This window comes from Granulibacter bethesdensis CGDNIH1 (assembly GCF_000014285.2).
Taxonomy (GTDB): Bacteria; Pseudomonadota; Alphaproteobacteria; order Acetobacterales; family Acetobacteraceae; genus Granulibacter; species Granulibacter bethesdensis.
This window is the reverse complement of record NC_008343.2, coordinates 1,369,405-1,394,075: the sequence shown is the minus strand read 5'-3', so window position 1 is coordinate 1,394,075 and position 24,671 is coordinate 1,369,405. Positions and strand designations below refer to the sequence as shown.

The window sequence follows — 24,671 nt, the reverse complement described above, 5'->3', positions numbered from 1 at the left end:
ATGCCGGAACCGCAGGATGGCGCGCTGCTGCTGCGGCTGGAGGGGTTCGAGGGGCCGCTCGATCTGCTGCTGGAACTGGCACGCGGGCAAAAAGTGGATCTGGCAACGATCTCGATCCTGTCTCTGGTCGAGCAGTTTCTGGCAGTGGTCGAAGGCGTACGTGTGGTCCGGCTGGAACTGGCAGCCGATTGGCTGGTCATGGCGGCCTGGCTGACCTGGCTGAAATCCCGCCTTCTTCTTCCAGCGTCTCCTGCCGAGGCGGAGGAAGGCGAACTGGCGGGGGAGGCTCTGGCAGAGCGTTTGGCCCATCTGCAAACCATGCAGCGTCTGGCGGCATGGCTTGCCGCCCGTCCACAGGTCGGACAAGAGGTGTTCATCCGTGGCACGCCGGAGAATTTTACAGACTATGATCGCTCCCGGCTGAAACTGGATGTGGCCGGGTTGGTGGGTGCCTATCTCTCGGCAAGGCGCCGTGGCGGCAGGCGGCGCATTTACCGGCCTAAACCAGTGTCCTTCTGGAGTGTCAAGGATGCGCTGGGCCGTTTGGAAAAGCTGGTGGGAAGCCTGCCGGACTGGACCAGTCTGGAGCAATTTATACCGCAGGAGCTGCTGAGTCCGCTGGAACGAAAGGCCGCTCTGGCCAGCACCTTGATTGCCGGGCTGGAAATGGCGCGGCATGGCACGGTACGCCTGCGGCAGGAGGCGCCATTCGGGCCGATCCTCTTGCGTGGTGATGGGCAAATGGCTGAAGACACTCCGGAAGAGGCGGAAAGCAACCAGTCATGAACGATGAGTTGGAGCATTATCTCAGGCTTGCGGAAGCCGTGATCTTCGCCAGTGCCGGCCCGGTTTCAGTCACCGCGCTGGCCCATGCCTTGCCGGTCGGAGCGGATGCGGAGATGATTCTGCCATTGCTGCGTCAGCGTTATACCGGGCGAGGGATTGAGCTGCACGACATTGCCGGGGGATGGCAGTTCCGCACGGCACCGGATCTTGCCAATGCTCTGCGTCGGGTAGTGGAGGTGCCAAGGCGGTTGCCACGTGTTGCGATGGAAACGCTGGCCGTCATTGCTTATCATCAGCCTGTTACACGGGGCGAGGTCGAGGAAATCCGTGGTGCCACCCTCAGTCAGTCCACGCTGGATACATTGCTGGAAGCCGGGCTGATCACTCCGCGCGGGCGCAAGGAAGTGCCGGGACGGCCCAGCCTGTGGGGCACTACGCCACGCTTTTTGGAGCAGTTCGGCCTGGCATCCCTGACCGATCTGCCGAAGCGGGAGGAATTGCTGACCGATGGTACCGGACAGGAAAGACTATCGCCCCATCCAGGTATTTTCTCTGATGCAGAGTCCGAGATGATGCCTGAGGATGAAAAAAATTCTGTAGAGAGTACGCCTGTAGAAATCCGGGTGGAAGGATCATCGGGCGATGTTTGATTTTGCATGGTCCGAGATCGCCGTGATCGGTGTCGTCGCGCTGGTGGTCATTGGCCCGAAGGATATTCCGGGCGCCGTGCGCGGTGTCGCACGCATGGTGCGCAAGGCGCGTTCCATGGCTGCCGAGTTTCAGGGGCAGATGGATCAGATGATGAAGGAGGCCGATCTCGGCGATGTGCGGGAGACCTTCAACGATCTGCGCGGCGTTAATCTCCGTCAGCAGTTGAGCCGCACGCTGGACCCGGATGGGTCGATGCGCTCCACCTTTGATAACAATCCGATGGCACCATCGCCTGCTCCGATGATCATGGGGGGTGATGAGGCCCATATGGTCGAGGAACGGCCATTCCATTCCCTGTCGGTCATGGATGAGAGTCATATGGCATCGGAATGGACGAGGGAGAAAACCGTTTCTTCGGAAACCGCCCGTCGTGCAGCGACGGCGCCGGCTTTTATTCCGCCGGGGGAGGCATTCCGCTCCGCCCGCCGTGCTCCCGCCTTCATCCCGCCTGCCGATCAGGGGTAAGGGTTGAACAACATATGGCTCCGCAGACCGGCTCCGGTTATGTCCGTGAGTGTGATGATATTCTGTAGTGAAAGTTGAAGTCTGGTGGCAGCGCACACACAAGACGACATGATTGATGACAAGCCGATGCCGTTATTGGAGCATCTGCTGGAACTGCGTCGCAGGCTGCTCTGGTCTGTGGCGGCATTCGGGCTGTGTTTCGCGCTGTGCTACTGGTTTTCCGACACGATCTATTTCTGGTTGGCCAAGCCGCTGGCGGATGCGCTCAAGGATCGGGGGGTGGCCAATCCGCGCTTTATCTATACGGCCCTGACCGAGGGGTTTTTCACTTACATGAAGGTCGGTATTTTCGGTGCCGCCTTTCTTTCCTTTCCGATCATCGCCTCACAGGTCTGGATGTTCGTTGCACCCGGCCTGTATCGCAGCGAGAAACGGGCTTTTCTTCCCTTTCTGATTGCGACACCCGTGCTGTTCGTGATGGGCGCATCCTTGGCCTATTTCGCCATTTTCCCGGCTGCATGGCGGTTCTTTCTGCATTTTTCTACGCCTGATGGCGGGGGCGGCATTCCGATCGAGTTGCAGCCGAAAATCGGTGAGTATCTGGCACTGGTGATGAAGCTGATCCTCGCCTTTGGCGTTGCGTTCCAGTTGCCGGTCGGGCTGTCCCTGCTGGCCAGGGTCGGACTGGTCAGTGCACAGTCCCTGGCTGCCAAGCGGCGTTATGCAATCGTTGCCATGTTTGCAATTGCGGCAGTACTGGCACCGCCCGATGCCATTACGATGATCGGCCTCGCTTTACCGCTGGTGGCGCTGTATGAGGTCTCGATCATCGCCGCACGGATTGTGGCCCCGAAACCGGATGTATCGGAGAACAGAGAAACCGATGAGGACGGGGATTAGCGGCGGGACAGGCTCTCCGCTATAAGCACCGATACCCGGATTTTACTCAGTGATAACCGCACCCGGCAGCAGGCGAGAAAGCCATCCGGAGCGGCACGACCATTTGGAGGCAAGATGCACGATATTCGCGCTTTACGCGCCGATCCCGCCGCTTTCGATGCGGCGCTGGGCCGCCGTGGCCTGCCTGCCTCTGCCTCCAGCCTGCTGGCGCTGGATGCCGATCGCCGCATGGCCCAGACCCGGTTGCAGGACTATCAGGCGCGCCGCAACGCATTGGCCAAAGAGATAGGGCAGGGCAAGCGTCAGGGGATTGATACTTCCATGCTGGAGGCGACCGCTGTCGCCCTGCGTGATGAGATGGAGGCGCTGGAGGCACGGAGCGCATCGCTGGATGCGGAGCAGAAAAGCCTGTTGGAGCGTCTTCCCAATACTCTGGATGCCGAAGTTCCCACCGGCCCCGATGAGAGTGCCAACGTCATTCTGAAACAGGTGGGCGAGCCGATTTCCCTCCCCTTCTCCGCACGCCAGCATTTCGAACTGGGTGAGGCGCTGGGCATGATGCTGTTCGATGCCGCAGCAAGACTTTCAGGCGCACGTTTTGTCGTGCTGCGCGGTGCTCTGGCACGGCTGGAACGGGCTCTGGGCCAGTATATGCTCGATTTGCACAGTACGGAGCATGGCTTTACCGAGATGCAGGTGCCGGCTTTGGTGAATGACGCAACGGCATACGGCACCGGCCAGCTTCCGAAATTCACCGAGGATCTGTTCCGCACCACCGATGGGCGCTGGCTGATCCCGACTGCCGAGGTACCTTTGACCAATCTGGTGGCGGACAGTGTGGTTGATGAAGCCAGCCTGCCAATGCGCATGACCGCACTGACTGACTGCTTCCGCAGCGAGGCAGGCAGCGCAGGACGGGATACGCGTGGTATGCTGCGTCAGCACCAGTTCCATAAGGTGGAGATGGTCTGCATCACCAGGCCGGAGGACAGCGATGCCGAGCATGAGCGTATGACGCGCTGTGCCGAGACGGTGCTGGAAAATCTCGGTCTTGCATATCGGCGTGTTTTTTTATGCTCGGGCGATACCGGCTTCTCGGCAGCACGGACTTATGATCTGGAGGTCTGGCTGCCGGGGCAGCAAGCATGGCGTGAAATCAGCTCCTGCTCCAACTGCCGCGATTTTCAGGCGCGCCGCATGAGCGCCCGTTATCGTGGTGCGGATGGGAAGGTGGCGGGGGTTCCGCATACGCTTAATGGCTCCGGTGTGGCCGTCGGGCGTGCCCTGATCGCTGTGATGGAGACCTATCAGCGCGAGGATGGCAGCATTGATGTGCCTGCCGTTCTGCGTCCTTATATGGGTGGGCTGGAGCGTATTTCCGCGTGAGGATACCGTCATGAGCAGTGTAGTGCGGTCAGGACGTATCAGCGTTCCGGCACTGCGCGCCCGTAAGGGCGGCACGCCGATCGTGGCCCTGACCGCCTATACTGCGCCGATGGCCGGGCATCTTGATCCGCATGTCGATGTGCTGCTGGTGGGTGACAGTCTCGGCATGGTGATTTACGGGTTTGAGACGACCCTGCCGGTGACGCTGGAGATGATGATTGCCCATGCTGCGGCGGTGGTGCGCGGGTCCAGCCGGGCCTGCGTGGTCGTTGATCTGCCATGGGGGACATATCGCGAAAGTCCGGAGCAGGCTTACCGTAATGCCGCACGGCTTCTGGCCGAAACGGGGGCAGGGGCCGTCAAGCTGGAAGGGGGGCAGGAGATGGCTGAGACCATCGCTTTTCTTACAGCAAGAGGCATTCCGGTGTGCGGTCATGTCGGATTGATGCCACAGGATACCCTGATGGAAGGTGGTTATCGTGCGACCGGTCGCACAGAGGACAGTGCGGCCCGTGTTCTGGCTGATGCCATGGCTGTGGCGGAAGCAGGGGCATTCATGATCGTTCTGGAAGGCACGCTGGAACCGGTTGCCGCCGGAATGACCCGCTCGGTCGCGGTTCCCATCATCGGGATCGGGGCCTCGCCACATTGCGACGGTCAGGTTCTGGTAACGGATGATATGCTGGGATTATACGGTTCTTTCCAGCCTCGTTTCGTGAAACGCTATGCGGAGTTGGCGCTGACAGTCGCGGAGGCTGCTGCCTGTTATGCGGAGGATGTACGCACACGGCGCTTCCCGGCGATGGAGCATTGTTACACTCTATCACGATAGCGTTTTTGTGTAAGCAAAAGAACCATCATTCCATGGCCATGCAAAATGGCCTTTTTGACTCTCATCATTCAGAGTTTATATTTTTCTTGCATCATCATAGCGATGAAATTGCAATAATATTGCCTAAGTAATTTTTTTATTCCACACTCCTGAGCCGGTCAGATATGGCAAGGAGAGAGTGTGTGGTGAACGAAAGCTCTACCGACTATTCAGCCCCCATATCAGAAAAACCCAGACCTTTTTTCCAGTATGACGGAAAAACAGGCGAGCTTTATAAAATTTTTCTGATCAATCTTCTTTTGAGTATCGTAACGCTCGGTATTTACCGATTTTGGGCTATTTCCAGAATGAGGCGCTACCTATGGTCGCGTTGTCGTTTTCAAGAGACTCGTTTTACTTACACCGGAACGGGAGGCGAGTTATTTTTAGGTTTTTTGAAAGTGCTGGGTCTGCTGATCCTGCTGATTGCGGCGACAGGGGCTGCGGCTTATGGCCTTGCTAAGCTCAGCCCTTCTCTTGTTCCTGTTCCAATCGTCGCTGCCTATATTTTCGTCGTGCTGCTGGCTGTCGGTGCGCCTTATGCGGCACAGCGATATCGTTTGAGCCGAACAGAATGGAATGGCATTCGTGGCGGAATGACCGGGTCTCTTTTCACCTACGCATTTTACGCACTGCTTTATGGTGTGCTCACAATTTTGACTCTCTATCAGTTGGCACCATGGGCGGCTGTTCGACTGACGGAATACCGGATCAATAACAGCCAGTTCGGCAGTGAAAAACTATCATTTTATGGGCGCGCAGGACGGCTTTATCTGGCCTTTCTGGCCACATTCCTGATCATGGTTGTTCTGTTTTTCAGTATCGCTCTGCTGACATGGTATGTGCTGGCGGTTACGTTCGGCGCTGATCCTTGGGTATTTAGCGATAACGGGCGTTCACTCGTGACGCTGTTCAAGGCGCTGCCACATTTCGAGCCCGAGATTGCAAAGAATGTGCAAACCATTATTGCGCTTGTCGGAGTTGGGGCGCTGTTTATTTATCTTATTCTGGCAACGCTTATTTCCTGCTGGTATATTGCTCTTTTTATTCGCCATGTCATTGGTAATACCACCTATGCATCGTTTCGCTTTTTCAGCACTGTTACCGGGCTGAAACTGCTGGGACAATTGACCGGAAATTTTCTGATCACCTTGTTTACGCTTGGTCTGGGATTGCCATTTGTTATTCAGCGGAACATGCGGTTTCTGGAGCGCCATACTTTGGTAATAGGCAATCCGCTTCCAGCCGAGTGGCTGCACCAGAATACACAGTCGCTGCCCGCTACTGGCGAGGGCCTGTTGAATGTCTTCGACGGAGGCAGCGGATTCTGATTACTTCCCAGCCAGACAATGGTATCGCGCCACGTTCTTATCCTGCGCGATACCATGACGGCAGCACGGCGGAGACGCATCACGTCTCCGTTCATGTGCAGGGATCAGGATTGATTGTAGAGCGGTCTCATCATCCGGCAGTAGTATGGAAATTACGGACGATCAGATATAGCGAGCCAACGCCGGAAAACGATGTCATCCTGTTCCGGCGGGGATATGCTGACCGGCTGATTCTCAATGATCCTGACAGTCTGGGGCATTTGGGAATACGCTTCAAAAGCACGAAGCATGTGTGGTGCTATATAACCACAGGTATCGTTGCGTGTGTTCTCGGCTCATTTATTCTGATCGACCGTTCGCCCGAATGGATTGTACCCTTGATCCCGGACCATACCGAGCAATGGCTTGGTCAGCAGGTTGCGGAAAGCATCATAGTTAAAAAACGTGTCTGCACGGGGAAGACCGGGCTGCATACACTGCGTGTGCTGGAGCAGAAAATTGCCCATGCAGCCGGGATCAATGGTTCTATTCATCTGGATGTTATTGATGATCCCCAAGTCAATGCCTTCACGATGCCGGGGCGACGCATCGTATTATTGCGTGGTCTGATTGAAGCAAGCCGTACTTCCGATGAAGTGGCCGGTGTTATGGCGCATGAAACCGGTCATGTATTTTATCATGATTCCATGCAGCTTTTGGTGCGGCTTCTTGGTTTAAGTGTATTGGAGACAGTTATAACAGGCGGAAGCTGGTCACTGTCCGCCGATTTGGCTACGCAAATGCTGGGGCTTCATTACAATCGCAGGCAGGAGGAGCGGGCCGATAAAGCGGCAATATGGTTTCTCGATAAAGCCGGGTTGCGCTCCGATGGTCTCGCTCATTTCTTTGAAACTTTGGAGAAACGGGAGGAGCACTCTCTTTCCGTTGAATTCCTCTCCGACCATCCGGCGACGATTGTACGACGTCATGCCAATCCGGGCAGTTCCTCAGGTGCGTCTGCCATGAGTGACAAGGACTGGCAGGCGGTGCGGCGGGTCTGCGATGAAAAGACGTCCACAACAGACAATGATGAAGATGAGTAATCCGGCAGCGTTTACCGCAGCGCATCCTGGGTGATGACCACGCCCAGCCGCCCGGCCAGATCCTGAATGAACTGCCAGGCGACACGACCTGAACGTGCACCCCGTGTGACAGACCATTCCAGCGCATCTTCATGCAGTGTCTGCATCGCGATCGGCAGGCTCAGCCTGGCGGCATACTGATCCACCATGCGCAGGAAGGTATCCTGATCGGCATTATGAAAGCCCAACCATAATCCGAAACGATCGGAGAGTGATACTTTCTCTTCCGTTGCCTCTGAGGCATGAATGGCGGTCGACCGCTCATTTTCGATCATGTCTCGTGGCATGAGATGACGGCGATTGCTGGTGGCATAGAACAGGACGTTGGCCGGTCTTCCTTCGATGCCGCCATCCAGAACCGATTTCAGCGCCTTGTAGTCGGCATCTTCTTTTTCAAAAGAAAGATCGTCACAGAAAATCAGGCACTGTCTCGGGTTGCCGATAGCGGGATGACGCAGCAGACGCAGAAGGGTCGGTAGGGTCGCAATATCCTCCCGGGCGATTTCGATGAGCGCGAGGCTACCGGGGTGCTGGTGATTGGCTTCTGCATGAGCCGCTTTGACGAGGGAGGATTTGCCCATCCCGCGTGCCCCCCACAGCATGGCGTTATTGGCTGGCAGCCCTCTGGAGAAGCGCAGCGTGTTATCCAGCAGAATTTGCTGCTGTCGTTCCACGCCTTGCAGCAGGCCGATTGACACATATGCGACGGCTGGAACCGGCAGGAGATGATTGTGCGCCGGCTCCCACACGAAAGCATCTGCATCCCGCAAGGAAGGGAGCCGGGGCGGGGGAGGAGCCATACGCTCCAGAGCTTCGGCAATGCGGTGCAGGTTGGCGGAATCCTGTGGGCTGAAAGATGTCATCATCAATCCCTCTGAAGACACGGGCGGTATATCACCGTATTTCGGGTGTACGGTGAAGCCCGCCGCAGTGGTCAGACATAGCGGTGCTGTGAGAAAGCGGCCTTGAAGCGAGCGGGAGCAGAATTTATGGTGCGGCACCGGCCGGTTGCGGTTCAGGCCGTTTCTTTACCTGCCTCTGCCACATCATCAAGGTACATACGATGTTTCCAAACTTGATCACCCCGGCCTTCGCCCAGTCTGCCGGAGGCGTCGGTACCACCGAGATGATGCAGTATCTGCCACTACTGCTGGTGTTTGGCGTGTTCTATTTTCTGCTGATTCGTCCTCAGCAGCAGCAGGCCAAGAAGTTGAAAGCCACTCTCGCCGGCCTCAAGCGCGGCGATCAGGTTGTAACATCGGGCGGTATTGTCGGGCGTGTGGTCAAGGCCACCGACGGTACTCCTGAAGTCGAGGTCGAGATTGCGCCGAATGTCAAAGTGATCGTGCTGCGCGATACCATCGCCAGCGTCGTCAATCCACAGGCGGCCAATGACACGAAGCCTGCTTCCAAGGCTGGCTGATTGATGACAGACGGATAATCCCGTCGCTACCAGTATCAGATCAAATAAGACGGTCACGTCCGCCAGGCTGGATGTGACCGTCTTTTCTGTTTTCAGGCCGTGGTGCTGGGCACTCCCGGCACTGGATCAGCCGGAAGCGGGGCTGCAGGCAAGGGCGCTTCATAGGCCATGCGGTTCCAGGCATCCAGCGCGGCGATCTTGTAGGCTTCTGCAAGGGTCGGATAATTGAACGTGTTATCGATGAAGTAATCCAGCGTGCCATGCAGGTTCAGCACGGCCTGCCCGATATGGATCAGTTCCGTCGCTCCTTCCCCGACAATATGTACACCCAGCAGGCGGCGGGTTTTGAGGGAGAAGATCATCTTCATGAGGCCGTTGGAAAGGCCCATTATATGCCCGCGGGAGGTCTCCCTGAAGCGGGCAATACCGCATTCATAAGGAATATGCCGTTCCTTGACCTGTTCCTCGGTCAATCCGACCGTTGACATTTCCGGAACGGAATAGATGCCATAGGGAAAATAATCCGGTGCAGGCGGTGAGGGCGCATCGAAAGCATGACAGGCGGCAATGCGCCCCTGCTCCATGGAGGTGGAGGCGAGGCTGGGGAAACCAATAATGTCACCGGCCGCATAAATACCGGGAACGGATGTTTCCATGGTCTGGGGATTGACGCTCAGGCGTCCCCGCTTGTCCGGGACCAGTCCGATGGTTTCCAGCCCCAGCCCTTCGACGGCGCCACTTCGACCGGCGGCATAGAGCACCATGTCGGAGGGAAGACGCCTGCCACCTTCGAGAAGGGTGACCGGATGGTCGTTTTCGAAAACGATGCCTTCGACTGCCGAGCCGAGGCGGATCGTCATGCCGGAATCACGGAGTTGATGCAGAAAGTCATCCACCAATTCGCTGTCGATGAAATCCAGGATTGTCTTACGAGGCTCAACCAGCGTGACCTTGATATCCAGCGCATGGAAAATCGTTGCGTATTCAACGCCGATGACGCCGGCTCCGATAACTGTCAGACTGCGGGGCAGGGTGGGGATAGAGATGATTTCGTCGCTATCGAGAACCGTCTTTCCATCGAATGGAATATTGTCAGGCCGATGTGGTACGGTGCCGACTGCAATAAGAATGCGGGCCGCCCGGGCTACAAAGCTTATGTCCGGGGCGGTTGTTATCTCGACATGCTCCCGGTCCAGAAAGCGTGCCACGCCATGGATGGTACGGACGCGGTTGCGAGAGAATTGGTGCTCCAGCACATCCACCTCATGCGACAGGGTGATGTGCAGACGGTTCATCAGGTCATCGGCCTCGATATCCTTTTTGACCCGATAGGCACGACCGTAAAATCCCCGTTCCCTCCAGCCGGACAGATTGAGAACAGTTTCCCTCAGGGTTTTGGAGGGGATCGTGCCGGTATGGACCGAAACCCCACCTACTTTTTGGCCTCGCTCTACCACCAGCACGGTATGGCCGAGCTTGGCAGCCTGAATGGCCGCTCTGCGCCCGGCGGGGCCGCTGCCAATGACGATCAGATCGTAAATCTGGTCGGTCGAAAGGGTGTCTGAACGATCGAGGCTCACCATACGAAGAATATCCCGCCTTTTTTATAAAGTGTCGTGTGATCCTGAGTGTATTCTTTCCAGTTTTCTCCCGGCAGGGGAACCGACTGGCACAAGGTTTAAAAAATTATTCAGAATCAACCTTGTGGAGCCGATTCTCTCACTTTAGTGATGGTGTCCGTTTGTAGACACGGGCGTTTTGCGATGATGGCTGGCTCCCACGTGGCGCTTGGCGCGGCAGCGTGGCTGATCGTTGCGCCGAAGCTGGGCCTTCCGCCGGCCGATGCCGCCGGGTTGGTGCTGGCTGTGGCTGGCGCGTTGTTGCCGGATGTGGATCACCCGAAATCATGGGTCGGCCAGCGTCTGGGTGGTCTGTCGATCGCGTTGAGCAAGGCTTTCGGCCATCGTGGCGTGACCCATTCCCTGCTGGCAATCATCGCCTGCGGCTGGGCGATGCAGCATTCCCGGCTGCCCCGGACCATCATTGATCCCTTGGTAACCGGTTATCTGTCGCATCTGGCGGCTGATCTTCTGACGCCTGCCGGATTGCGGCTGGGTTGGCCGCTGAAAGGCACCTGGGCCTTGCCGCTCTGTCGCACCGGGTCGGCATTCGAGCCGCTGATCGTGGCACTTGCGCTCTGGGGGGCTGGATCGGCCACCGGGGTCAGCCCCGCCAGCAGTCTGGTCGGGTTGAGGCAGACGGCCTGTATTGTGCTGCCGAAAGATTTCTTTCCTTTCTGTGCATCGGGACATGGTCATGGCAGTCGGGCGGTCACGGCTGACCGGGTGCATCACGGTTCAGCAGGGCGGGAGAGTATCTGAGCTTTTTGTTCGTCAAGGGTGAGCCATATTTTCGACCCAGCGTGTCATGGCGGATCGCTCTTCCTCGGTCATATGGGTGGCATTACCCAGCGGCATGGTTTTCAGCACAGAGGCTTGCTGCTGAATGCGCAACGCGTTGGCCATGATGGCATCGGCCGTATCAAGCGCCAGACCAGCCGGAGCACTTTCCATCAAGGTGGGATGAGCGGAGTGGCATGGCGTGCAGCGGTTCTGCACAATGGTCATGATCCGGGAAAACGAGGGGGCTGCAGCCCTGTTTTCTGCGGTAGTATGGAGGTGATACGGTGCTCTCCATACCATCAACGCTGCCATGATAACCGCGGCGGAAACAGGCAACGCCCAGACGCGCCGGCCTTCGTGCCAGGCGACGAAAAACTGTCTTGTCAGTGCTCCGGCCAGCATGATGGCACAGAGCATGATCCACCGGCCATGATCCGCGAAGGTGAAGGCGTAGTGATTGCTGATCATCGTAAAGACGACCGGCAAGGTGAAATAGGTATTGTGAACCGATCTCTGCCGCCCTCTGCGTCCCGGTTCGGGATCGGGTGTTTCTCCGCGTATCATGGCGGCAACCATGGTTTTCTGGCCGGGGATAATCACCATCAGCACATTGGCCGTCATCATCGTGGCGAGCATTGCTCCGATGATCAGGAAAGCGGCGCGGCCCGAGAAAAGATGGGTTCCTACCCAGGAGGCACCGATGACGAACACCCCCACTGCCATGGAAAGAGCAAGCTCACGTGCACCGAGCAAGCGGCACAAACCGTCATAGATGATCCATCCCACGATCAGAAATCCGACCGCCAGCGCCGATGCACCATAAGGCGGCAGCACCATGACGTCGGGATCAACCAGATATAATCCCGGTTGGGCCAGATAGAGCGTGCTGAGCAGCGTGAAACCGCTCAGCCAGGTGGCGTAAGCTTTCCATTTCGACCAGTGCAGCTCATGCGGCAGATCAGGCGGTGCAATGCGATAGCGTTGCATATGGTAGAAGCCGCCACCATGCACGGCCCACTGTTCTCCCGCCACGCCACGGGATGCCGCATCAGCAGGAGGGGACCGCAGACCACGATCCAGCATCACGAAATAGAACGACTCACCGATCCACGCGATGCCGGCCACTACATGGAACCAGCGCAAAAGCAGCTCCAGCCAGCTGGCGAAATAAGGAAAAAGCAGATTCATCGCTCAACTGCCCCGATAGGTGGTGTAACCCCATGGGGAGACCAGAAGCGGCACATGATAATGCGCGGACGGGTCAGAAAGCCCGACCGCCAGACGCACGGTCTCCAGAAATGGTGGATCCGGCAGGGATGAATCCCGGGCGGCGAAATAGGCTCCTACATCGAAAGCAAGTTCATAGCGTCCGGCAATCAGGGCTGCTCCCTGTAACAGCGGCGCGTCACAGCGACCATCGCTGTTGGTGATTGTCGTGATCAGGGGTTCAGGCTCTCCCTGGCGATAAAGCCGCACCGGAATCCCTGCGGCCGGCCTGCCTCGGGCCGTATCGAGAACATGCGTGGTAAGTTGTCCCATTCAGATGCCTTTGCCTGCTGGTGATGGACGGCTTTAATGATGTCTTGTCATGGGCTGCCAGATGGAGGGCAGATGGGCCGCCAGCATCGCAGGCTGGCGGATGCTCTGCCAAGAGAGGGAATGATGCCTCATGGATGGAAACCGTCAGCCCTGCTGGCCGTTCAGCAGGAATATGCCACGGGAAGAATTTATGGCGCTGCTGGAAGGAATTTACGAAAATTCGCCATGGGTTGCCGAACATGCGTGGCGGACAGAGCCTTTTGAAGATATCCAGAGCCTGCATGCAGCGTTGAAACAGGCAGTGAACGGCGCTGAGCAGCCATTACAGCTTTCCCTGATCCACGCCCATCCGGAACTGGCGCCGGACAGGGCAATGCAGTTGACTCCTGCATCACGTTCCGAGCAGCACGCGGCCGGACTTGATGAGTGCGACGATGCGCGCCGGCATAGTCTGATAACACTCAACCGCGCCTATCGTGAGCGCTTCGGTTATCCCTTTATCATTGCAGTGAGGGGGCATGGTCCTGACAGCATTATCGCAGCGATGAAAGCGCGCCTGAGCAGGACCAAGAGGGAGGAAAGGCAGGAGGCTCTGGATCAGATTAATCGGATCGCATGGTTCAGGCTGAATGACAGATTCGGTCATTCTGCGAGCCGTGATCAACCGATTGAATGATTTCGCACGATTGTCACAAGGTGCCGTTCATTCTTGTGTTTTAAGGATTTTGCTATTAGGCTGACTGGTAAAGGATGGTGGGCGCGACAGGGATTGAACCTGTGACCCCCGCCGTGTGAAGGCGATGCTCTCCCGCTGAGCTACGCGCCCATCCGATGGGCGCGTTCTATGACGGAATACGGATGGTGGCAAGCCCTCCTTTCAGGAGATTTGACGGACAGAGGTTTTTTTCCGAGCGGTATCTTTCAGTTCAGGGTCGCTGAAATTGTGGCAGCCGTATTTTCATAGATCACGGAGAATGGGGCAGAATCATGGAACCGGTTCATAAATCAGGGGCTGCCGTAAACGGGGTATGCCTCGCCACTGTGATCATTGCGGGATACTGCGTTCTGGCAGGTCATGGGATGGCCCAGACGAAAGCCGGTCAGGCAGAACCGCAGGAAGTATCCCATAGTCTGTCACCCGATATATCTCCCTCGATATCTCCCTCGATATCTCCCTCGATATCTCCCTCGATATCTCCCTCTGGGGTCCAGTTGGCTCATATGCCGGTTCGCTTGCCCGACCATATCGAGGCCGACGAACCATCGGCCAACACAGCCATTATTGCCACCTACCACGCCTATGCCAGAGGGCTGCATGTTGCTGATGTGATTGTGCGGGTGGTCTGGAACGACACGCATTATCACGTATTGCTGGAATCCAGGACGGCGGGAATCCTGCAATGGATACGCTCCACCTGGTCGATCACGGAGGCTGCGGGAGGCTGGCAGGATGGCTCCCCTGTACCATCCCTGTTTCTCAGCACCGGTTCCGTTAACGGACGGCAGAGCGTGACAGAGGTTCTCTATCGTAAGGGACAGCCGAGCGGGATCAGGCTGGGGCCTGAGGATGCAGTCCACAAGATTTCCACTTTTCCGTTCAAAAATATCGCGCTGGACAGTCTCAGCGCGATGGTCGCCCTGACGCATCATGCGGCTTTGTCCGGTGGCTGCGCTGGAACCGCCACTACTTTCGATGGCCGGCGTATGGCAACAATTCATTCCACGCTGAGCGGGAAAGATCAGCTTCTCTCCCCTGTCAGCGATGAAGCAAAATCGGTTCAGGCCATGCGCTGCGATATCGTGGGGCAGAAACAGGCCGTAGAGGGGGCGGGTATTCCCGCATCCAGACCATGGCATGCAACGGCATGGCTGGGACCGGCAGGACCAGCCCCGGTCTTTCCTATCCGCATGCGCTTTGATGATGTGAAGTCGCGCTGGATGGGGAGCATCACCTTCTACCTGGACAGCATCAGCACACTGCCGGATTAGGTTACCGGCATAAGGCTTTCAAGCAGGTCTGGCAGGTCGGAAAACCGTTCGGCAATCGCCGTGGCGGCTGACCCCATTGCATCAGTGCCGTAGCCCCATCGCGCCCAGACGGAGGGGATGGGAATCGAACCCGCAGCATCAATATCATTGCTATGATCCCCCACCATGATTGCCCCTTCCGGTGTCATCCCCGCCAGTGCAAGGGTGGAAAGCAGATGGCCAGGATCAGGCTTGCGAACCGGAAAACTGTCTCCCGCGCCTACGCCTGCAAAAAAAGACGCTATTTCAAAATTTTCCAGAATGATCTGCGCCGGAACGGCAGGCTTGTTGGTGCAAACCAGCAAGGTCCAGCCCCGTTTTTTCAGCTCGGCCAACGTAGGCGGCACATCTGGATACAAACGGGAATGGCTGGTCGCATGGTCGGCATAGGCCGCCATGAAATCCTGCATCATGGCTTCGCTCAGGGTTGCTCCCCGTCCATTGGCCGCCCGCGTCAGCAGGGCACGGGCACCATCGCCCACCATCGGCCCGACCTCCGCCTGCGTATAGGACGGCAGCCCGGCCCGTTGCAGCGTCCCATTCAGGACATTGGTGATGTCAGGTAGCGAATCGACCAGTGTTCCATCAAGATCCAGCAATACCGTGCGCATGTCGCATTCCGTAATCTGAAGTGATCTTTCAGGCTTTGACAGGAACCGGCTGGCAGCGCTAGCGGATTCCGCATGGATCAGACCCCGTCTTACTCCCCGCCATCCGGCACCGCCGTGATTCTTGCGGCCGGGCTCGGCACGAGAATGAAATCCACCCGGCCCAAGGTTCTGCACCCGATTGCAGGGCGCTCCATGCTGCGGCATCTGATTGCAGCCTGCCAGCCGGTGTTCAGCCATATCGTGGTGGTCATCGGCCCGGATATGGACAGTGTGGCCCGGGAAGCTGCCCCCCATCCCACCGTGGTGCAACAGGAAAGGCTCGGCACCGCGCATGCCGCCCTGCAGGCCATGGCCCTGGTGCAGCAGGGAGAGGTTGCAATCCTGTATGGGGATAACCCCCTGATCTCGACCGCAACCCTGCATACCCTCGTGCAGCGCCGCCGGCAGGGCGATGCGGTGCTGGCCATGCTCGCCATGCGCCCGCCCGAGCCGGGACGCTATGGCCGGGTGATAACGGAGAAGTACCAGACCGGAGACTATGTTTCGCGTATCGTCGAATATGCGGAGGCCAATGAACAGGAAAGGGCTGTAACGCTCTGTAATGCGGGTGTGTTCTGTGCCGATGCCGCGTCAATGGCGGCCTGGCTGGGCGGTGTAGAGAACGCCAACAGCAAGGGCGAGTATTATCTGGGAGATATCATTCCGCTCGCCATTGCGGGCGGGGGGCATGTTGCGGCTGTGGAAGCCCCTTATGAAGAGTTGCGTGGAATCAACAGCAAAGTGGAACTCGCCGAGGCTGAAGCAACGGTCCAGATCGTATTGCGCCGCAAGGCTCTGGAAAACGGCGTTACCATGACGGCCCCGGAGACGGTTTTTCTTTCGGCTGATACGTTGCTCGCGCCTGATGTGCTGGTTGGCCCGCATGTGGTGTTCGGCCCCGGCGTCACGGTGGAGGAAGGGGCGGAAATCCGTGCTTTCAGCCATCTGGAAGGATGTCATGTCGGCCGGCATACGCTGATTGGCCCTTATGCACGTCTGCGACCGGGCAGCGTTCTGGGGGCAGGTGCTCATGTCGGGAATTTCGTTGAACTGAAACAGGCGACGCTGGGTGAGGGTGCGAAAGCAAATCACCTGACCTATCTAGGGGATGTCGAGGTCGGTGCGCGTGCCAATATCGGTGCTGGCACCATTACCTGTAATTACGACGGCGTGCACAAGCATCGCACGGAGATCGGGGACGATGCGTTTATAGGCTCCGATACGGCGCTGGTTGCCCCGGTGAGGATTGGACGCGGGGCGATTACGGGGGCTGGAAGCGTTATTGTCGATGACGTACCAGCGGATGCCTTGGCACTTGCCCGCGGGCGGCAGGTAAACAAGCCAGAGCGTGCGGCGGAGATTCGCCGTCAACTGAAGGGCAGCGTCTGATGTGCGGCATTGTGGGTGTCATCGGGGCGCGGGATGCCGCCCCTTTGCTGTTGGACGGTCTTCGCCGGCTGGAATATCGCGGCTACGACAGTGCCGGGGTCGCCACGTTGGTGGATGGGATCATCGACCGTCGTCGTGCAGAAGGAAAACTCGCCAACCTTGCGGCCTTGTTGGATCGTTGCCCTCTGCCGGGACTGACCGGCATTGGCCATACGCGCTGGGCCACGCATGGCGCACCGACCGAGAGCAATGCCCATCCGCATGGCACCTCCCGTGTGGCCATCGTCCATAACGGGATCATTGAAAATCATGCCGAATTGAGGACCGAGCTGGAGGCGGAGGGGCAGGTTTTCCAAACAGAAACCGATACGGAAACCGTTGCCCAACTGGTTGATCTGCATCTGCGGCAGGGCATGGGGCCGGTTGCTGCGGCGCAGGCAGCCCTGAGTCGTCTGGAGGGCGCTTATGCGCTGGCCATGCTGTTCGCCGGGCACCCCGATCTGATCATCGGAGCACAGCAGGGCGCACCTCTGGCGGTTGGCTATGGCGATCAGGAAATGTTTCTTGGCTCTGATGCTCTGGCTCTGGCACCGCTGACCCGGCGGATCGCCTATCTGAAGGATGGCGATTACGTGCTGGTGACACGGGAAGGTGCCCGTTTCTTTACGGAGGATGGCACAGAAGCCGTGCGGGAGGTCAAGCTCACCGCCTATAGTGGTGCCGCGATCGGCAAGGGGGAATACAGGCATTTCATGGAGAAGGAACTCCATGAACACCCGGCGGTGATCGGTGATACCCTGCATCAGATGGTCAATCCGGCGACCCGTCAGGTGGCGCTGCCGGAATTGCCTTTCGACTGGTCGGATATATCACGCATTACCATGACGGCCTGTGGCTCAGCCTATTATGCCGGTCTTGTGGGTGCGCGCTGGTTCGAGGCATTGGCCCGTCTGCCCGTCGATACCGATGTTGCCAGCGAGTTCCGGTATCGCGAGCCGCCTTTGCCGGAATGTGGACTGGGCCTGCTGGTCAGCCAGTCCGGCGAAACGGCCGATACTCTGGCGGCCTTGCGTTGTCTGAAAGCAGGTGGGCAGACCCTTCTGTCCATCGTCAACGTCGCCGAGAGCACCATTGCCCGCGAAAGTGACTCTGTCCTGCAAACCATTGCCGGGCCGGAGATCGGCGTTGCCAGCACCAAGGCTTTCACAGCCCAATTATCCGTGCTGGCCTGCCTGGCCATTGCCGCCGGGCGTCATCGCGGCCTGCTGGATCATGCCGAGGAAGCGCGCCTGACCGCCGCTCTGCTGGAAGTGCCCGGTGCAGCTGCCGAGGTTCTGGAACGGCATGATGCCATCAAGCGCGTGGCGGTCCGGGTCGCAGAAGCGCGCGATGTGCTGTATCTGGGCCGGGGAAACTGTTATCCCATCGCCCATGAGGGCGCGTTAAAGCTGAAGGAAATCAGCTATATCCATGCCGAAGCCTATGCGGCAGGCGAGATGAAGCATGGTCCCATCGCCCTGATCGACCATAGCGTGCCGATCATCGCCATTACCCCCAGCGGGCCGCTTTTTGATAAAACGGCCTCCAATCTTCAGGAAGCCGCAGCGAGAGGCGGCCAGATCATGGTGTTCAGCGATGAACGCGGGGCAGAGCGATTGAAGGGGATCGCAGCTGAGACGGTCATCCTTCCCGACATTGACCCGTTTGTGGCCCCGCTGCTTTACGCCATTCCTGTTCAGCTTCTGGCCTATCACGTCGCGGTCATGAAGGGTACCGATGTCGACCAGCCTCGTAACCTCGCTAAAAGTGTCACTGTCGAGTAACTGGACCACGCCGCCTAATTCTGGAACCAAGGCCGCTTTCGCTCAAAACCAATATAATTTTCGAGGAATACTGCTCATGAACAAGGCCCTGCTCAACGGAACTGCTGCTTTCATTCTTTCTGTCTGCATTGGCCTGCCAGGTCTGGCGCGGGCAACCGAGATTCAGTCGGGGCTGTGGACGATTGATATCACCGCCCAGAAGGATGAAAAAACGGTCAAGCGTCAGAAGACCCAGTGCATCACCCCGGAAGAGGCGAAAAACCCTGAAGCCGGTTTCAACTTCAGCAAATCCATGCCGCAATGTGACAATACGCATCACTGGGACGGCACCACCCTGTCCTGGACGGTGGAATGCAAGAACGACAAGAAAATCGCCAGCAGCGGAAAGTTCATGTTTGACAGCGCCACGCATTTGACCGGTGTGATCGACAATACACAGGATGGCAAACCGCTGGCTCATATCACGATTGACGGTCGCCGGACTGGTGAGTGCCCGAAAACGCCCTGATCATGCCATTCTCCGGCATTATGAAGCCGGGCAGGGGGGTGAAGGTGATGAAGCGGCTGGGACTGTTGATGCTTCTGGCAGGTGTTGGGCTGCATTGTGTTCAACCCGGTCTGGCAGCCGCCCCTTCGTCCCGCCCGGGCATCATTCCGGGGCTGAATTTTCCCTCTGCATCCTCTTCTGACACATCCGGGAACGCGGACCCTGATATTGATGGGTTGGTGAAAATTCTTGAGGATGACAAAGCACGGGCACGCCTGATTGAACGTTTGAAAAAAACGGCGACAGCAGATGAAAAAGCGGATGTCTCACCTCCGGAGCCGGTAGCGGTTCATCTGGCTAATTTTTCCGCTCTGCTGTTTCAGCACCTGCGCTCATTTCTGTCGGTATGGCAGATGGCGTTCAGAGAGCTGCTGGAGGTGTTGCACGGTACATCCCGGTTGTTCAGCTGGCATGTGCTGATGATCTTCCGCAACATGGCAGGGGTTGCAGCCGGGACATTCGCGGCGTTCTATGCAGTCCGATGGATAGCCGCACGTCTCTCAACGCCTGTCTGGCTGCATCGGCCGGGCAGTTTTGCAGGCAAAGTACTGCGACTGCTGACGATTGTGCTGCTTGATGTCGGAACTGTGGTCATCGCGTGGCTGGCCGGAGAGGAACTGGCGCTGCTGATTGAAGACGGGGCTAACGTCACTGCCGGACAGGAGATGTTCCTGCGCTCCTTTCTGCTGGTTGAATCCTTCAGGGTGGCTTTACGGGCAATTTTTACACCGCGGCTGCCGCATTTACGCTTCCTGAAAATGGGCACGCTTTCTGAAGCCAATCACAGGGCCAGACTCTGGTACAGCTGGCTGGCATGGTCGGCGTCGGTGTTTGGTTACAGTTTCCTGATGGTCATTCCCCTGATGGAAACGGTCTCCATTGATGGCGGTCGGGCGCTGGAAACGCTGACGGTTCTGTCCGCGCTGATCGTAGCCATCTGGTTCTGCATAATACAGCGCCGGGAGGGCCGTATTGCCCTGACCAGACTGACCAATCATGGCTCTCTGGAGAGTGCATCTGATATCTTTGCCAAGCTCGGTGCCGTTATTGCGGCAATCTGGCATGCGGTTGTGACGCTGTGGTTGACGGCGCTGTTCATATGCTGGCTGAGCATGCCGTGGCTGCTGCCTTTCGTGCTGCGGGCCTCGATATATTCCGTTGTCATTCTGCTGGTGGGCGGCTTCGCCTTGAGCAGGCTGGCCCTGTTACACAACGACGTCCCTGTTGCAGACCGGCTGAAACGCGCGATCCCGTTATTGAATATCTGGCTGCGAAGACTGATCAATCCGCTGCGTCGCATTTTGCGACTCACGGTGTTCGTGGTGACCGTGCTGGGGCTATTGCAGGTCTGGGCGGTGGTCGATGTCGTCGGCTGGTTGCAGACCGACGCCGGAAAATTTACGCTGTCGGCCGGGATATCGGTGCTGATCGTTCTGGGATGCAGCGCAGCGATTTATCTGCTTGTGATCTCCTGGATCGAGAAACGGCTGTTGCAGGGGGAGGAGCACGGCATTTCCTCCCGCGAGCGAACCCTGCTCTCTCTGTTCAGGAACGCGTTTTCCATCACCATGGCGGTTATCGTCGTGCTGGCGATCCTGTCACAGCTGGGCGTCAATACTGCACCCTTGCTGGCTGGTGCGGGGGTATTCGGCCTGGCTATCGGTTTTGGCTCCCAGAAGCTGGTGCAGGACATCATCAACGGCATGTTCATCCAGTTCGAAAATGCCATGAACGAGGGCGATGTGGTAGAAGCCGCGGGTATCCAGGGTACGGTTGAAAAATTGACGATCCGATCGGTCGCTATTCGCAGCGTGGACGGTATTTACCATCTGATTCCGTTTTCATCGGTTGATCGTGTTTCAAATCACAATCGTATCTTCTCCATGCATGCGGCCGTGGTGCGCGTTGGTCACCGCGCCAGCATCCCGGATACCAAGGCGGCCATGTTCGAGGCATTTGACCGGTTGATGCAGACTGAACATGCCGGTTCCATCATTGGAACACTCGATATGCAGGGTGTGATCGACCTTTCTCCGGCGATCATCAGCATCCGCGCCCGCATCAAGACGCTGCCCGGCGAGCAGTGGATCATTGGCCGAGCCTATAATGAGATCGTCAAGAACGTACTGGAAGAGCACGGAATTGAAATCGCCGTTCCCGGTATGCGGTTGTTTCTGGATGAAGTTCAGCCAGGAACCGGCCATCAGCCTGCATAAAAACACGTGAACCATTCAGGAATGCAGGGAATGGATGTTTCCGGCTCTGCCATGTCTACGCCCAAATCGCTCCATTTCTGCTGGATAGGATCAAGGTTGCCATGGGCTTATGGCATTGCTCTGCTGTCCGCTGCCGCTCACGGTGAGGCGGATGAAGTCATCCTGCACCACACTGATGAGCTGGAAAGCAGTCAGGTGCTTGACGCATTGCGGGCCGTGTCATCCATCCGCGTATCCCGGATCGACCCGCAGGCTTTATTGCAGTCAGTCGGTGCGGAGTTGGGCCTGGATGATAAATTGTGGGTTATATATAGCCGTGTTTCCAGTCCTGCTATTTTGTCGGACATATTACGGGCGGCGATTTTATATCGTGATGGTGGCATCTATTTAGATGTCGATACCGTAACAATCGCGCCATTTTCATCACTGTTTCAATTACAGCAGTTCATTGGCGTTGAAAGGATCGTCTGGCCTTATTGGGTCAAATCGTCCCGATCCCCATTTGTATGGGGGTGGGCGCTGGCTTTGGACGTAATGCGCAAAGCCATGAGAGTGCTACCTGAAGGTTGGCGATTTTACCGTTATGTTGAGAAGGCCTATTTCCGAGGCATCAACGGTGCCATCATGGGTGGCGCGCCGAAAGCGCCTTTGTTTGAGATTTATTTGCGGCATATGGTCGCAATGTCTGCTGACAAACAGGTAAAGCCCAATGCGTTGGGGCCTGATTTATTGCAGGAGCTGATCGGCCAAGGGCTTATTCCGGATCTTGTCGTCCATGATCCGGAATATTTTTATCCTCTTGCCCCGGAAATCTCCGAACACTGGTTTCGGCTCTGCCGCCATGCGCCGGATGCCTTCAGGAAGGCACTGATGCCGCAAACCATCGTTGTTCATTGGTATGCATCAGTGCGGACCAAATCCTATGTGGAAAAAATAGATCCCCAGTACATTCAGGCCAATCAGCAAACCCAGCTTTACAGTGCGCTCGTGGCGCAGATGTTGCCGGAGCTTCTGCATCAGGATGGCACATGAGAATAGCCGGAATGCGCTTGGAGAGCCTGCGCATGCGACATGGACCCTGAACTGGATCAAATGGGTATGGAAGGAAGAATGGCGGAGGGGATGGGATTCGAACCCACGATAGGACTTGACATCCTATAACGGTTTAGCAAACCGCCGCCTTCAGCCTCTCGGCCACCCCTCCGCCGGGCGTCTGCTGGATTTTCTCCGGCACACGGCGTTTGCTGGGGTGCTTCTAGAGCGTGGGAGAGGGGGCGTCAATTGTGCAACTGGTCCTGAGGGTGAAAAATGATCTTTTCATGTCCCTTGAGGCTGGCATCATACAGGCAATTCTGTTCCAACCCTTGTGTTATGCTTGAATGATCGCTCAGGCCGCCCTAGTGCTGTGAGAACAGAATCGAGGAGAGGGCTTCATGAGCAGCTCGTATATGCTGCAGGCGGTGTGGCGGGGGATGCGCAATAAATGTCCCGGCTGCGGCGAAACACATTTACGCAAAGGCTATCTGGCCATTGAGCCGCGTTGCAGCGTTTGCGGCACCGAGAATGGAGCCTATCCCGCCGATGACCTGCCCCCCTATATAACCCTGTTTATCGTCGGCCATATCGTCATTCCGGCATTCATCTGGTCTGACTACCGTTATGAGCCCGCTATGTGGGTACAGTTTGCAATCTGGCTGCCGGTGATGGTCATTATGACGCTGGCGCTGCTGCCCATTGTCAAAGGTGGTACCATCGGGCTGTGCCATGCGCTTGGAATGCGGCGGGAAGCCCTTACCCGCAGCGATTCCGAAAAAGCACCGGATGCCGCAAGAATCGTCAGTCCTGTCGGCTCCTCAGGCCACTGAGGATAATCCCGAATAAGGCGGCGGCGGCTGTGGCGACAATAACCAGCAGCCGCATCCGCCGTGCGACTGCCTGCGTTTCACCCAGCGCGTGGCTGCGTATCGCATCCCGTTCCTGCAGCAGGGCCTTTGCGGCGTGCTGGGGAGGCGCGCTCATGATGCTATCCGCCTTTTTACCCAGTATGGAGCGAAGAGTGGAATCGTGCAGGATCTGCTCTGTCAGCGCCTGATTGTCAGAGGTCAGCCCGGCTGCGGCATGCTCCAGCACTGTTTCCTTCTCCACCGCCGCCTCAAAAGGGACAGGAAGGGCATAAGTGGCCATCAGTCCGGTCAGGCCGGTGACGGCGAAGCAGGCGATCAAAAAGGCGGATTGGGTGCTGTCGATACGATGTGCCATGATATAAAGGCGTATCAGGGCAGGGCGTGATTGCGTCAACCGCCAAAATATCTCGGCGAATCCTGCTTTGTTCTTGACAGAACCATGTCGGGGCCTTACCCAGCGGCCTCCATATTGTTAGATGACCCGAAAGCTTGGATCATGAAGATTCGTAACAGCCTGAAGTCGGCCAAGGTGCGCGACAAGAATTGCCGCGTCGTGCGCCGCCACGGTCGGGTTTACGTCATCAACAAGAAGAACCCCCGTATGAAGGCCCGTCAGGGCTGATTACGGGCGGCGCTTCTGATGGCGTCGACGTGAATATCGACTATCTGGAAAGCCGGAGCATAGGGTGAGAAATCACCTTATCTCCGGCTTTTCCACTATGATCTATCAAGCGCGGAGGCACTCATGGCCAAAATGATCCATTCCATGATCCGGGTTCTGAATGAAGAGCGCTCGCTGGCATTCTATCGCACCGCTTTCGGACTGGAAGTCGTCGACAGGCTGGGTTTCGACAGCTTTACCCTGATCTATCTGAGCAATCCGGAAAGCGGCTTTGAACTTGAGCTCACCGTTAATCATGGGCGTGAAGAAGCCTATGATCTCGGCAATGGCTATGGACATCTGGCTGTTTCCGTTCCTGATGTGCAGGCCGAGTACGAGCGGATGAGCAAGGCAGGTCTTGAGCCTTTGCAGGTCAAGGAGCTTCGTCTTCATGATCGTCTGGTCGGGAAGTTCTTTTTTATCAAAGACCCTGACGGGTATCTGATCGAGGTTCTGGAGCGGGGCGGACGGTTCCAGTAACTGTCTCCCGTTGAAGCAAGCGGCGGCAGGATAAGGGG

Annotated in this window: 26 protein-coding genes and 2 tRNA genes; 20 read left to right on the top strand and 8 right to left on the bottom strand. The window is 57.3% G+C overall.

From position 1 onward, the window contains the following. The 8 genes from GBCGDNIH1_RS18815 to GBCGDNIH1_RS24775 all read left to right on the top strand — a co-directional run bounded on the left by GBCGDNIH1_RS18815 (position 1) and on the right by GBCGDNIH1_RS24775 (position 7,532). Positions 1-786: a segregation and condensation protein A gene (locus GBCGDNIH1_RS18815; protein WP_011631963.1), complete on the top strand. Its 786-nt coding sequence runs from the start codon at positions 1-3 to the stop codon at positions 784-786. Next, positions 783-1,436 (top strand): SMC-Scp complex subunit ScpB, encoded by a 654-nt coding sequence (gene scpB / locus GBCGDNIH1_RS18810; protein ID WP_011631962.1) that lies wholly within the window; start codon positions 783-785, stop codon positions 1,434-1,436. Before GBCGDNIH1_RS18815 ends, scpB begins: the two co-directional genes overlap by 4 nt. Beyond that, entirely contained in the window at positions 1,429-1,962 is a 534-nt protein-coding gene (gene tatB / locus GBCGDNIH1_RS18805; protein ID WP_011631961.1) for a Sec-independent protein translocase protein TatB, read from the top strand. The genes scpB and tatB overlap by 8 nt, the downstream gene beginning before the upstream one ends. Before the next feature lie 108 nt (positions 1,963-2,070). Then, positions 2,071-2,862 carry a twin-arginine translocase subunit TatC gene (gene tatC, locus GBCGDNIH1_RS18800; protein ID WP_072563913.1) on the top strand — a complete coding sequence of 264 codons (792 nt, stop codon included), beginning with the start codon at positions 2,071-2,073 and terminating at the stop codon, positions 2,860-2,862. A gap of 114 nt (positions 2,863-2,976) precedes the next feature. After that, on the top strand, positions 2,977-4,248 hold the full coding sequence (gene serS, locus GBCGDNIH1_RS18795; protein WP_011631959.1) for a serine--tRNA ligase: 1,272 nt from the start codon (positions 2,977-2,979) through the stop codon (positions 4,246-4,248). A gap of 10 nt (positions 4,249-4,258) precedes the next feature. Next, positions 4,259-5,080 (top strand): 3-methyl-2-oxobutanoate hydroxymethyltransferase, encoded by an 822-nt coding sequence (gene panB / locus GBCGDNIH1_RS18790; RefSeq protein ID WP_011631958.1) that lies wholly within the window; start codon positions 4,259-4,261, stop codon positions 5,078-5,080. Between the two features lie 185 nt (positions 5,081-5,265). Then, entirely contained in the window at positions 5,266-6,450 is a 1,185-nt protein-coding gene (locus GBCGDNIH1_RS18785; RefSeq protein ID WP_157691997.1) for a YjgN family protein, read from the top strand. A 377-nt stretch (positions 6,451-6,827) separates the two neighbouring features. After that, positions 6,828-7,532 carry a M48 family metallopeptidase gene (locus GBCGDNIH1_RS24775; RefSeq protein WP_157691996.1) on the top strand — a complete coding sequence of 235 codons (705 nt, stop codon included), beginning with the start codon at positions 6,828-6,830 and terminating at the stop codon, positions 7,530-7,532. Positions 7,533-7,543: 11 nt separating this feature from the next. Here GBCGDNIH1_RS24775 and GBCGDNIH1_RS18775 read toward each other — a convergent pair whose 3' ends face one another. Then, entirely contained in the window at positions 7,544-8,437 is an 894-nt protein-coding gene (locus tag GBCGDNIH1_RS18775; protein WP_232449628.1) for an ATP-binding protein, read from the bottom strand. Between the two features lie 197 nt (positions 8,438-8,634). Between GBCGDNIH1_RS18775 and yajC the strand changes: the two genes are divergently transcribed. Continuing rightward, on the top strand, positions 8,635-8,994 hold the full coding sequence (yajC, locus tag GBCGDNIH1_RS18770) for a preprotein translocase subunit YajC (protein WP_011631954.1): 360 nt from the start codon (positions 8,635-8,637) through the stop codon (positions 8,992-8,994). Positions 8,995-9,086: 92 nt separating this feature from the next. Here the strand turns inward: yajC and sthA are convergent, their stop codons facing one another. Continuing rightward, the gene (gene sthA, locus GBCGDNIH1_RS18765; RefSeq protein ID WP_011631953.1) at positions 9,087-10,577 is read right to left on the bottom strand and encodes a Si-specific NAD(P)(+) transhydrogenase; all 1,491 of its coding nucleotides are present in this window, start codon (positions 10,575-10,577) and stop codon (positions 9,087-9,089) included. A gap of 180 nt (positions 10,578-10,757) precedes the next feature. Here sthA and GBCGDNIH1_RS18760 point away from each other — a divergent pair, with 180 nt between their 5' ends. After that, positions 10,758-11,375 carry a metal-dependent hydrolase gene (locus GBCGDNIH1_RS18760; protein ID WP_025286659.1) on the top strand — a complete coding sequence of 206 codons (618 nt, stop codon included), beginning with the start codon at positions 10,758-10,760 and terminating at the stop codon, positions 11,373-11,375. A gap of 12 nt (positions 11,376-11,387) precedes the next feature. Here the strand turns inward: GBCGDNIH1_RS18760 and GBCGDNIH1_RS18755 are convergent, their stop codons facing one another. Together GBCGDNIH1_RS18755 and uraH are read right to left on the bottom strand one after the other, a co-directional pair. Beyond that, positions 11,388-12,584, bottom strand: coding sequence for a urate hydroxylase PuuD (locus GBCGDNIH1_RS18755; protein ID WP_011631951.1), 1,197 nt, complete (start codon positions 12,582-12,584; stop codon positions 11,388-11,390). Between the two features lie 3 nt (positions 12,585-12,587). Next, the gene (gene uraH / locus GBCGDNIH1_RS18750) at positions 12,588-12,935 is read right to left on the bottom strand and encodes a hydroxyisourate hydrolase (RefSeq protein WP_011631950.1); all 348 of its coding nucleotides are present in this window, start codon (positions 12,933-12,935) and stop codon (positions 12,588-12,590) included. Between the two features lie 130 nt (positions 12,936-13,065). On the opposite strand from uraH, the gene uraD reads away from it, so the two are divergent. Further along, the gene (uraD, locus tag GBCGDNIH1_RS18745; RefSeq protein WP_011631949.1) at positions 13,066-13,611 is read left to right on the top strand and encodes a 2-oxo-4-hydroxy-4-carboxy-5-ureidoimidazoline decarboxylase; all 546 of its coding nucleotides are present in this window, start codon (positions 13,066-13,068) and stop codon (positions 13,609-13,611) included. A 75-nt stretch (positions 13,612-13,686) separates the two neighbouring features. Here uraD and GBCGDNIH1_RS18740 read toward each other — a convergent pair. After that, a tRNA-Val gene (locus tag GBCGDNIH1_RS18740) sits at positions 13,687-13,761 on the bottom strand. 395 nt (positions 13,762-14,156) lie between these two features. Between GBCGDNIH1_RS18740 and GBCGDNIH1_RS18735 the strand changes: the two genes are divergently transcribed. Next, positions 14,157-14,924: a DUF3108 domain-containing protein gene (locus GBCGDNIH1_RS18735; RefSeq protein WP_043452805.1), complete on the top strand. Its 768-nt coding sequence runs from the start codon at positions 14,157-14,159 to the stop codon at positions 14,922-14,924. Here GBCGDNIH1_RS18735 and GBCGDNIH1_RS18730 read toward each other — a convergent pair. Beyond that, positions 14,921-15,574, bottom strand: coding sequence for an HAD family hydrolase (locus tag GBCGDNIH1_RS18730; RefSeq protein ID WP_011631947.1), 654 nt, complete (start codon positions 15,572-15,574; stop codon positions 14,921-14,923). The genes GBCGDNIH1_RS18735 and GBCGDNIH1_RS18730 overlap by 4 nt on opposite strands. Positions 15,575-15,646: 72 nt before the next feature. Between GBCGDNIH1_RS18730 and glmU the strand changes: the two genes are divergently transcribed. The 5 genes from glmU to GBCGDNIH1_RS18705 all read left to right on the top strand — a co-directional run bounded on the left by glmU (position 15,647) and on the right by GBCGDNIH1_RS18705 (position 22,620). Next, positions 15,647-17,002, top strand: a complete 1,356-nt coding sequence (gene glmU, locus GBCGDNIH1_RS18725; protein WP_011631946.1) for a bifunctional UDP-N-acetylglucosamine diphosphorylase/glucosamine-1-phosphate N-acetyltransferase GlmU — start codon at positions 15,647-15,649, stop codon at positions 17,000-17,002. Next, positions 17,002-18,825 carry a glutamine--fructose-6-phosphate transaminase (isomerizing) gene (gene glmS, locus GBCGDNIH1_RS18720; RefSeq protein WP_011631945.1) on the top strand — a complete coding sequence of 608 codons (1,824 nt, stop codon included), beginning with the start codon at positions 17,002-17,004 and terminating at the stop codon, positions 18,823-18,825. The genes glmU and glmS overlap by 1 nt, the downstream gene beginning before the upstream one ends. A gap of 76 nt (positions 18,826-18,901) precedes the next feature. Further along, complete coding sequence (locus GBCGDNIH1_RS18715; protein ID WP_011631944.1) at positions 18,902-19,333, top strand: DUF3617 domain-containing protein; 432 nt, start codon at positions 18,902-18,904, stop codon at positions 19,331-19,333. Further along, positions 19,315-21,588 carry a mechanosensitive ion channel domain-containing protein gene (locus GBCGDNIH1_RS18710; protein WP_025318967.1) on the top strand — a complete coding sequence of 758 codons (2,274 nt, stop codon included), beginning with the start codon at positions 19,315-19,317 and terminating at the stop codon, positions 21,586-21,588. The genes GBCGDNIH1_RS18715 and GBCGDNIH1_RS18710 overlap by 19 nt, the downstream gene beginning before the upstream one ends. Before the next feature lie 30 nt (positions 21,589-21,618). Continuing rightward, positions 21,619-22,620, top strand: a complete 1,002-nt coding sequence (locus GBCGDNIH1_RS18705; protein WP_025286650.1) for a glycosyltransferase — start codon at positions 21,619-21,621, stop codon at positions 22,618-22,620. A gap of 79 nt (positions 22,621-22,699) precedes the next feature. Here GBCGDNIH1_RS18705 and GBCGDNIH1_RS18700 read toward each other — a convergent pair. After that, positions 22,700-22,792, bottom strand: a tRNA-Ser gene (locus GBCGDNIH1_RS18700). 229 nt (positions 22,793-23,021) lie between these two features. On the opposite strand from GBCGDNIH1_RS18700, the gene GBCGDNIH1_RS18695 reads away from it, so the two are divergent. After that, positions 23,022-23,453: a DUF983 domain-containing protein gene (locus GBCGDNIH1_RS18695; protein ID WP_011631940.1), complete on the top strand. Its 432-nt coding sequence runs from the start codon at positions 23,022-23,024 to the stop codon at positions 23,451-23,453. Here GBCGDNIH1_RS18695 and GBCGDNIH1_RS18690 read toward each other — a convergent pair. After that, on the bottom strand, positions 23,425-23,847 hold the full coding sequence (locus tag GBCGDNIH1_RS18690; RefSeq protein ID WP_157692810.1) for a hypothetical protein: 423 nt from the start codon (positions 23,845-23,847) through the stop codon (positions 23,425-23,427). The genes GBCGDNIH1_RS18695 and GBCGDNIH1_RS18690 overlap by 29 nt on opposite strands. Before the next feature lie 141 nt (positions 23,848-23,988). Here GBCGDNIH1_RS18690 and ykgO point away from each other — a divergent pair, with 141 nt between their 5' ends. Both ykgO and GBCGDNIH1_RS18680 read left to right on the top strand, forming a co-directional pair. Beyond that, complete coding sequence (ykgO, locus tag GBCGDNIH1_RS18685) at positions 23,989-24,114, top strand: type B 50S ribosomal protein L36 (RefSeq protein WP_025286647.1); 126 nt, start codon at positions 23,989-23,991, stop codon at positions 24,112-24,114. 123 nt (positions 24,115-24,237) lie between these two features. Continuing rightward, positions 24,238-24,633: a VOC family protein gene (locus tag GBCGDNIH1_RS18680; RefSeq protein WP_011631938.1), complete on the top strand. Its 396-nt coding sequence runs from the start codon at positions 24,238-24,240 to the stop codon at positions 24,631-24,633. The last annotated feature ends 38 nt before the right edge of the window (positions 24,634-24,671 follow it).

Bases quoted from the DNA above. Each gene is read 5' to 3' on its own strand.
- GBCGDNIH1_RS18705 (WP_025286650.1), top strand. From the start codon at position 21,619: ATGGATGTTTCCGGCTCTGCCATGTCTACGCCCAAATCGCTCCATTTC.
- serS (WP_011631959.1), top strand. From the start codon at position 2,977: ATGCACGATATTCGCGCTTTACGCGCCGATCCCGCCGCTTTCGATGCG.
- GBCGDNIH1_RS18695 (WP_011631940.1), top strand. From the start codon at position 23,022: ATGAGCAGCTCGTATATGCTGCAGGCGGTGTGGCGGGGGATGCGCAAT.
- GBCGDNIH1_RS18815 (WP_011631963.1), top strand. From the start codon at position 1: ATGCCGGAACCGCAGGATGGCGCGCTGCTGCTGCGGCTGGAGGGGTTC.
- GBCGDNIH1_RS18715 (WP_011631944.1), top strand. From the start codon at position 18,902: ATGAACAAGGCCCTGCTCAACGGAACTGCTGCTTTCATTCTTTCTGTC.
- panB (WP_011631958.1), top strand. From the start codon at position 4,259: ATGAGCAGTGTAGTGCGGTCAGGACGTATCAGCGTTCCGGCACTGCGC.
- glmS (WP_011631945.1), top strand. From the start codon at position 17,002: ATGTGCGGCATTGTGGGTGTCATCGGGGCGCGGGATGCCGCCCCTTTG.
- ykgO (WP_025286647.1), top strand. From the start codon at position 23,989: ATGAAGATTCGTAACAGCCTGAAGTCGGCCAAGGTGCGCGACAAGAAT.
- tatC (WP_072563913.1), top strand. From the start codon at position 2,071: ATGATTGATGACAAGCCGATGCCGTTATTGGAGCATCTGCTGGAACTG.
- glmU (WP_011631946.1), top strand. From the start codon at position 15,647: ATGGATCAGACCCCGTCTTACTCCCCGCCATCCGGCACCGCCGTGATT.
- GBCGDNIH1_RS18690 (WP_157692810.1), bottom strand. From the start codon at position 23,847: ATGGCACATCGTATCGACAGCACCCAATCCGCCTTTTTGATCGCCTGC.
- GBCGDNIH1_RS18730 (WP_011631947.1), bottom strand. From the start codon at position 15,574: ATGCGCACGGTATTGCTGGATCTTGATGGAACACTGGTCGATTCGCTA.
- sthA (WP_011631953.1), bottom strand. From the start codon at position 10,577: ATGGTGAGCCTCGATCGTTCAGACACCCTTTCGACCGACCAGATTTAC.
- uraD (WP_011631949.1), top strand. From the start codon at position 13,066: ATGGATGGAAACCGTCAGCCCTGCTGGCCGTTCAGCAGGAATATGCCA.
- scpB (WP_011631962.1), top strand. From the start codon at position 783: ATGAACGATGAGTTGGAGCATTATCTCAGGCTTGCGGAAGCCGTGATC.
- GBCGDNIH1_RS18775 (WP_232449628.1), bottom strand. From the start codon at position 8,437: ATGATGACATCTTTCAGCCCACAGGATTCCGCCAACCTGCACCGCATT.
- tatB (WP_011631961.1), top strand. From the start codon at position 1,429: ATGTTTGATTTTGCATGGTCCGAGATCGCCGTGATCGGTGTCGTCGCG.
- GBCGDNIH1_RS18755 (WP_011631951.1), bottom strand. From the start codon at position 12,584: ATGAATCTGCTTTTTCCTTATTTCGCCAGCTGGCTGGAGCTGCTTTTG.
- uraH (WP_011631950.1), bottom strand. From the start codon at position 12,935: ATGGGACAACTTACCACGCATGTTCTCGATACGGCCCGAGGCAGGCCG.
- GBCGDNIH1_RS18760 (WP_025286659.1), top strand. From the start codon at position 10,758: ATGATGGCTGGCTCCCACGTGGCGCTTGGCGCGGCAGCGTGGCTGATC.
- GBCGDNIH1_RS18680 (WP_011631938.1), top strand. From the start codon at position 24,238: ATGGCCAAAATGATCCATTCCATGATCCGGGTTCTGAATGAAGAGCGC.
- yajC (WP_011631954.1), top strand. From the start codon at position 8,635: ATGTTTCCAAACTTGATCACCCCGGCCTTCGCCCAGTCTGCCGGAGGC.
- GBCGDNIH1_RS18735 (WP_043452805.1), top strand. From the start codon at position 14,157: ATGCCGGTTCGCTTGCCCGACCATATCGAGGCCGACGAACCATCGGCC.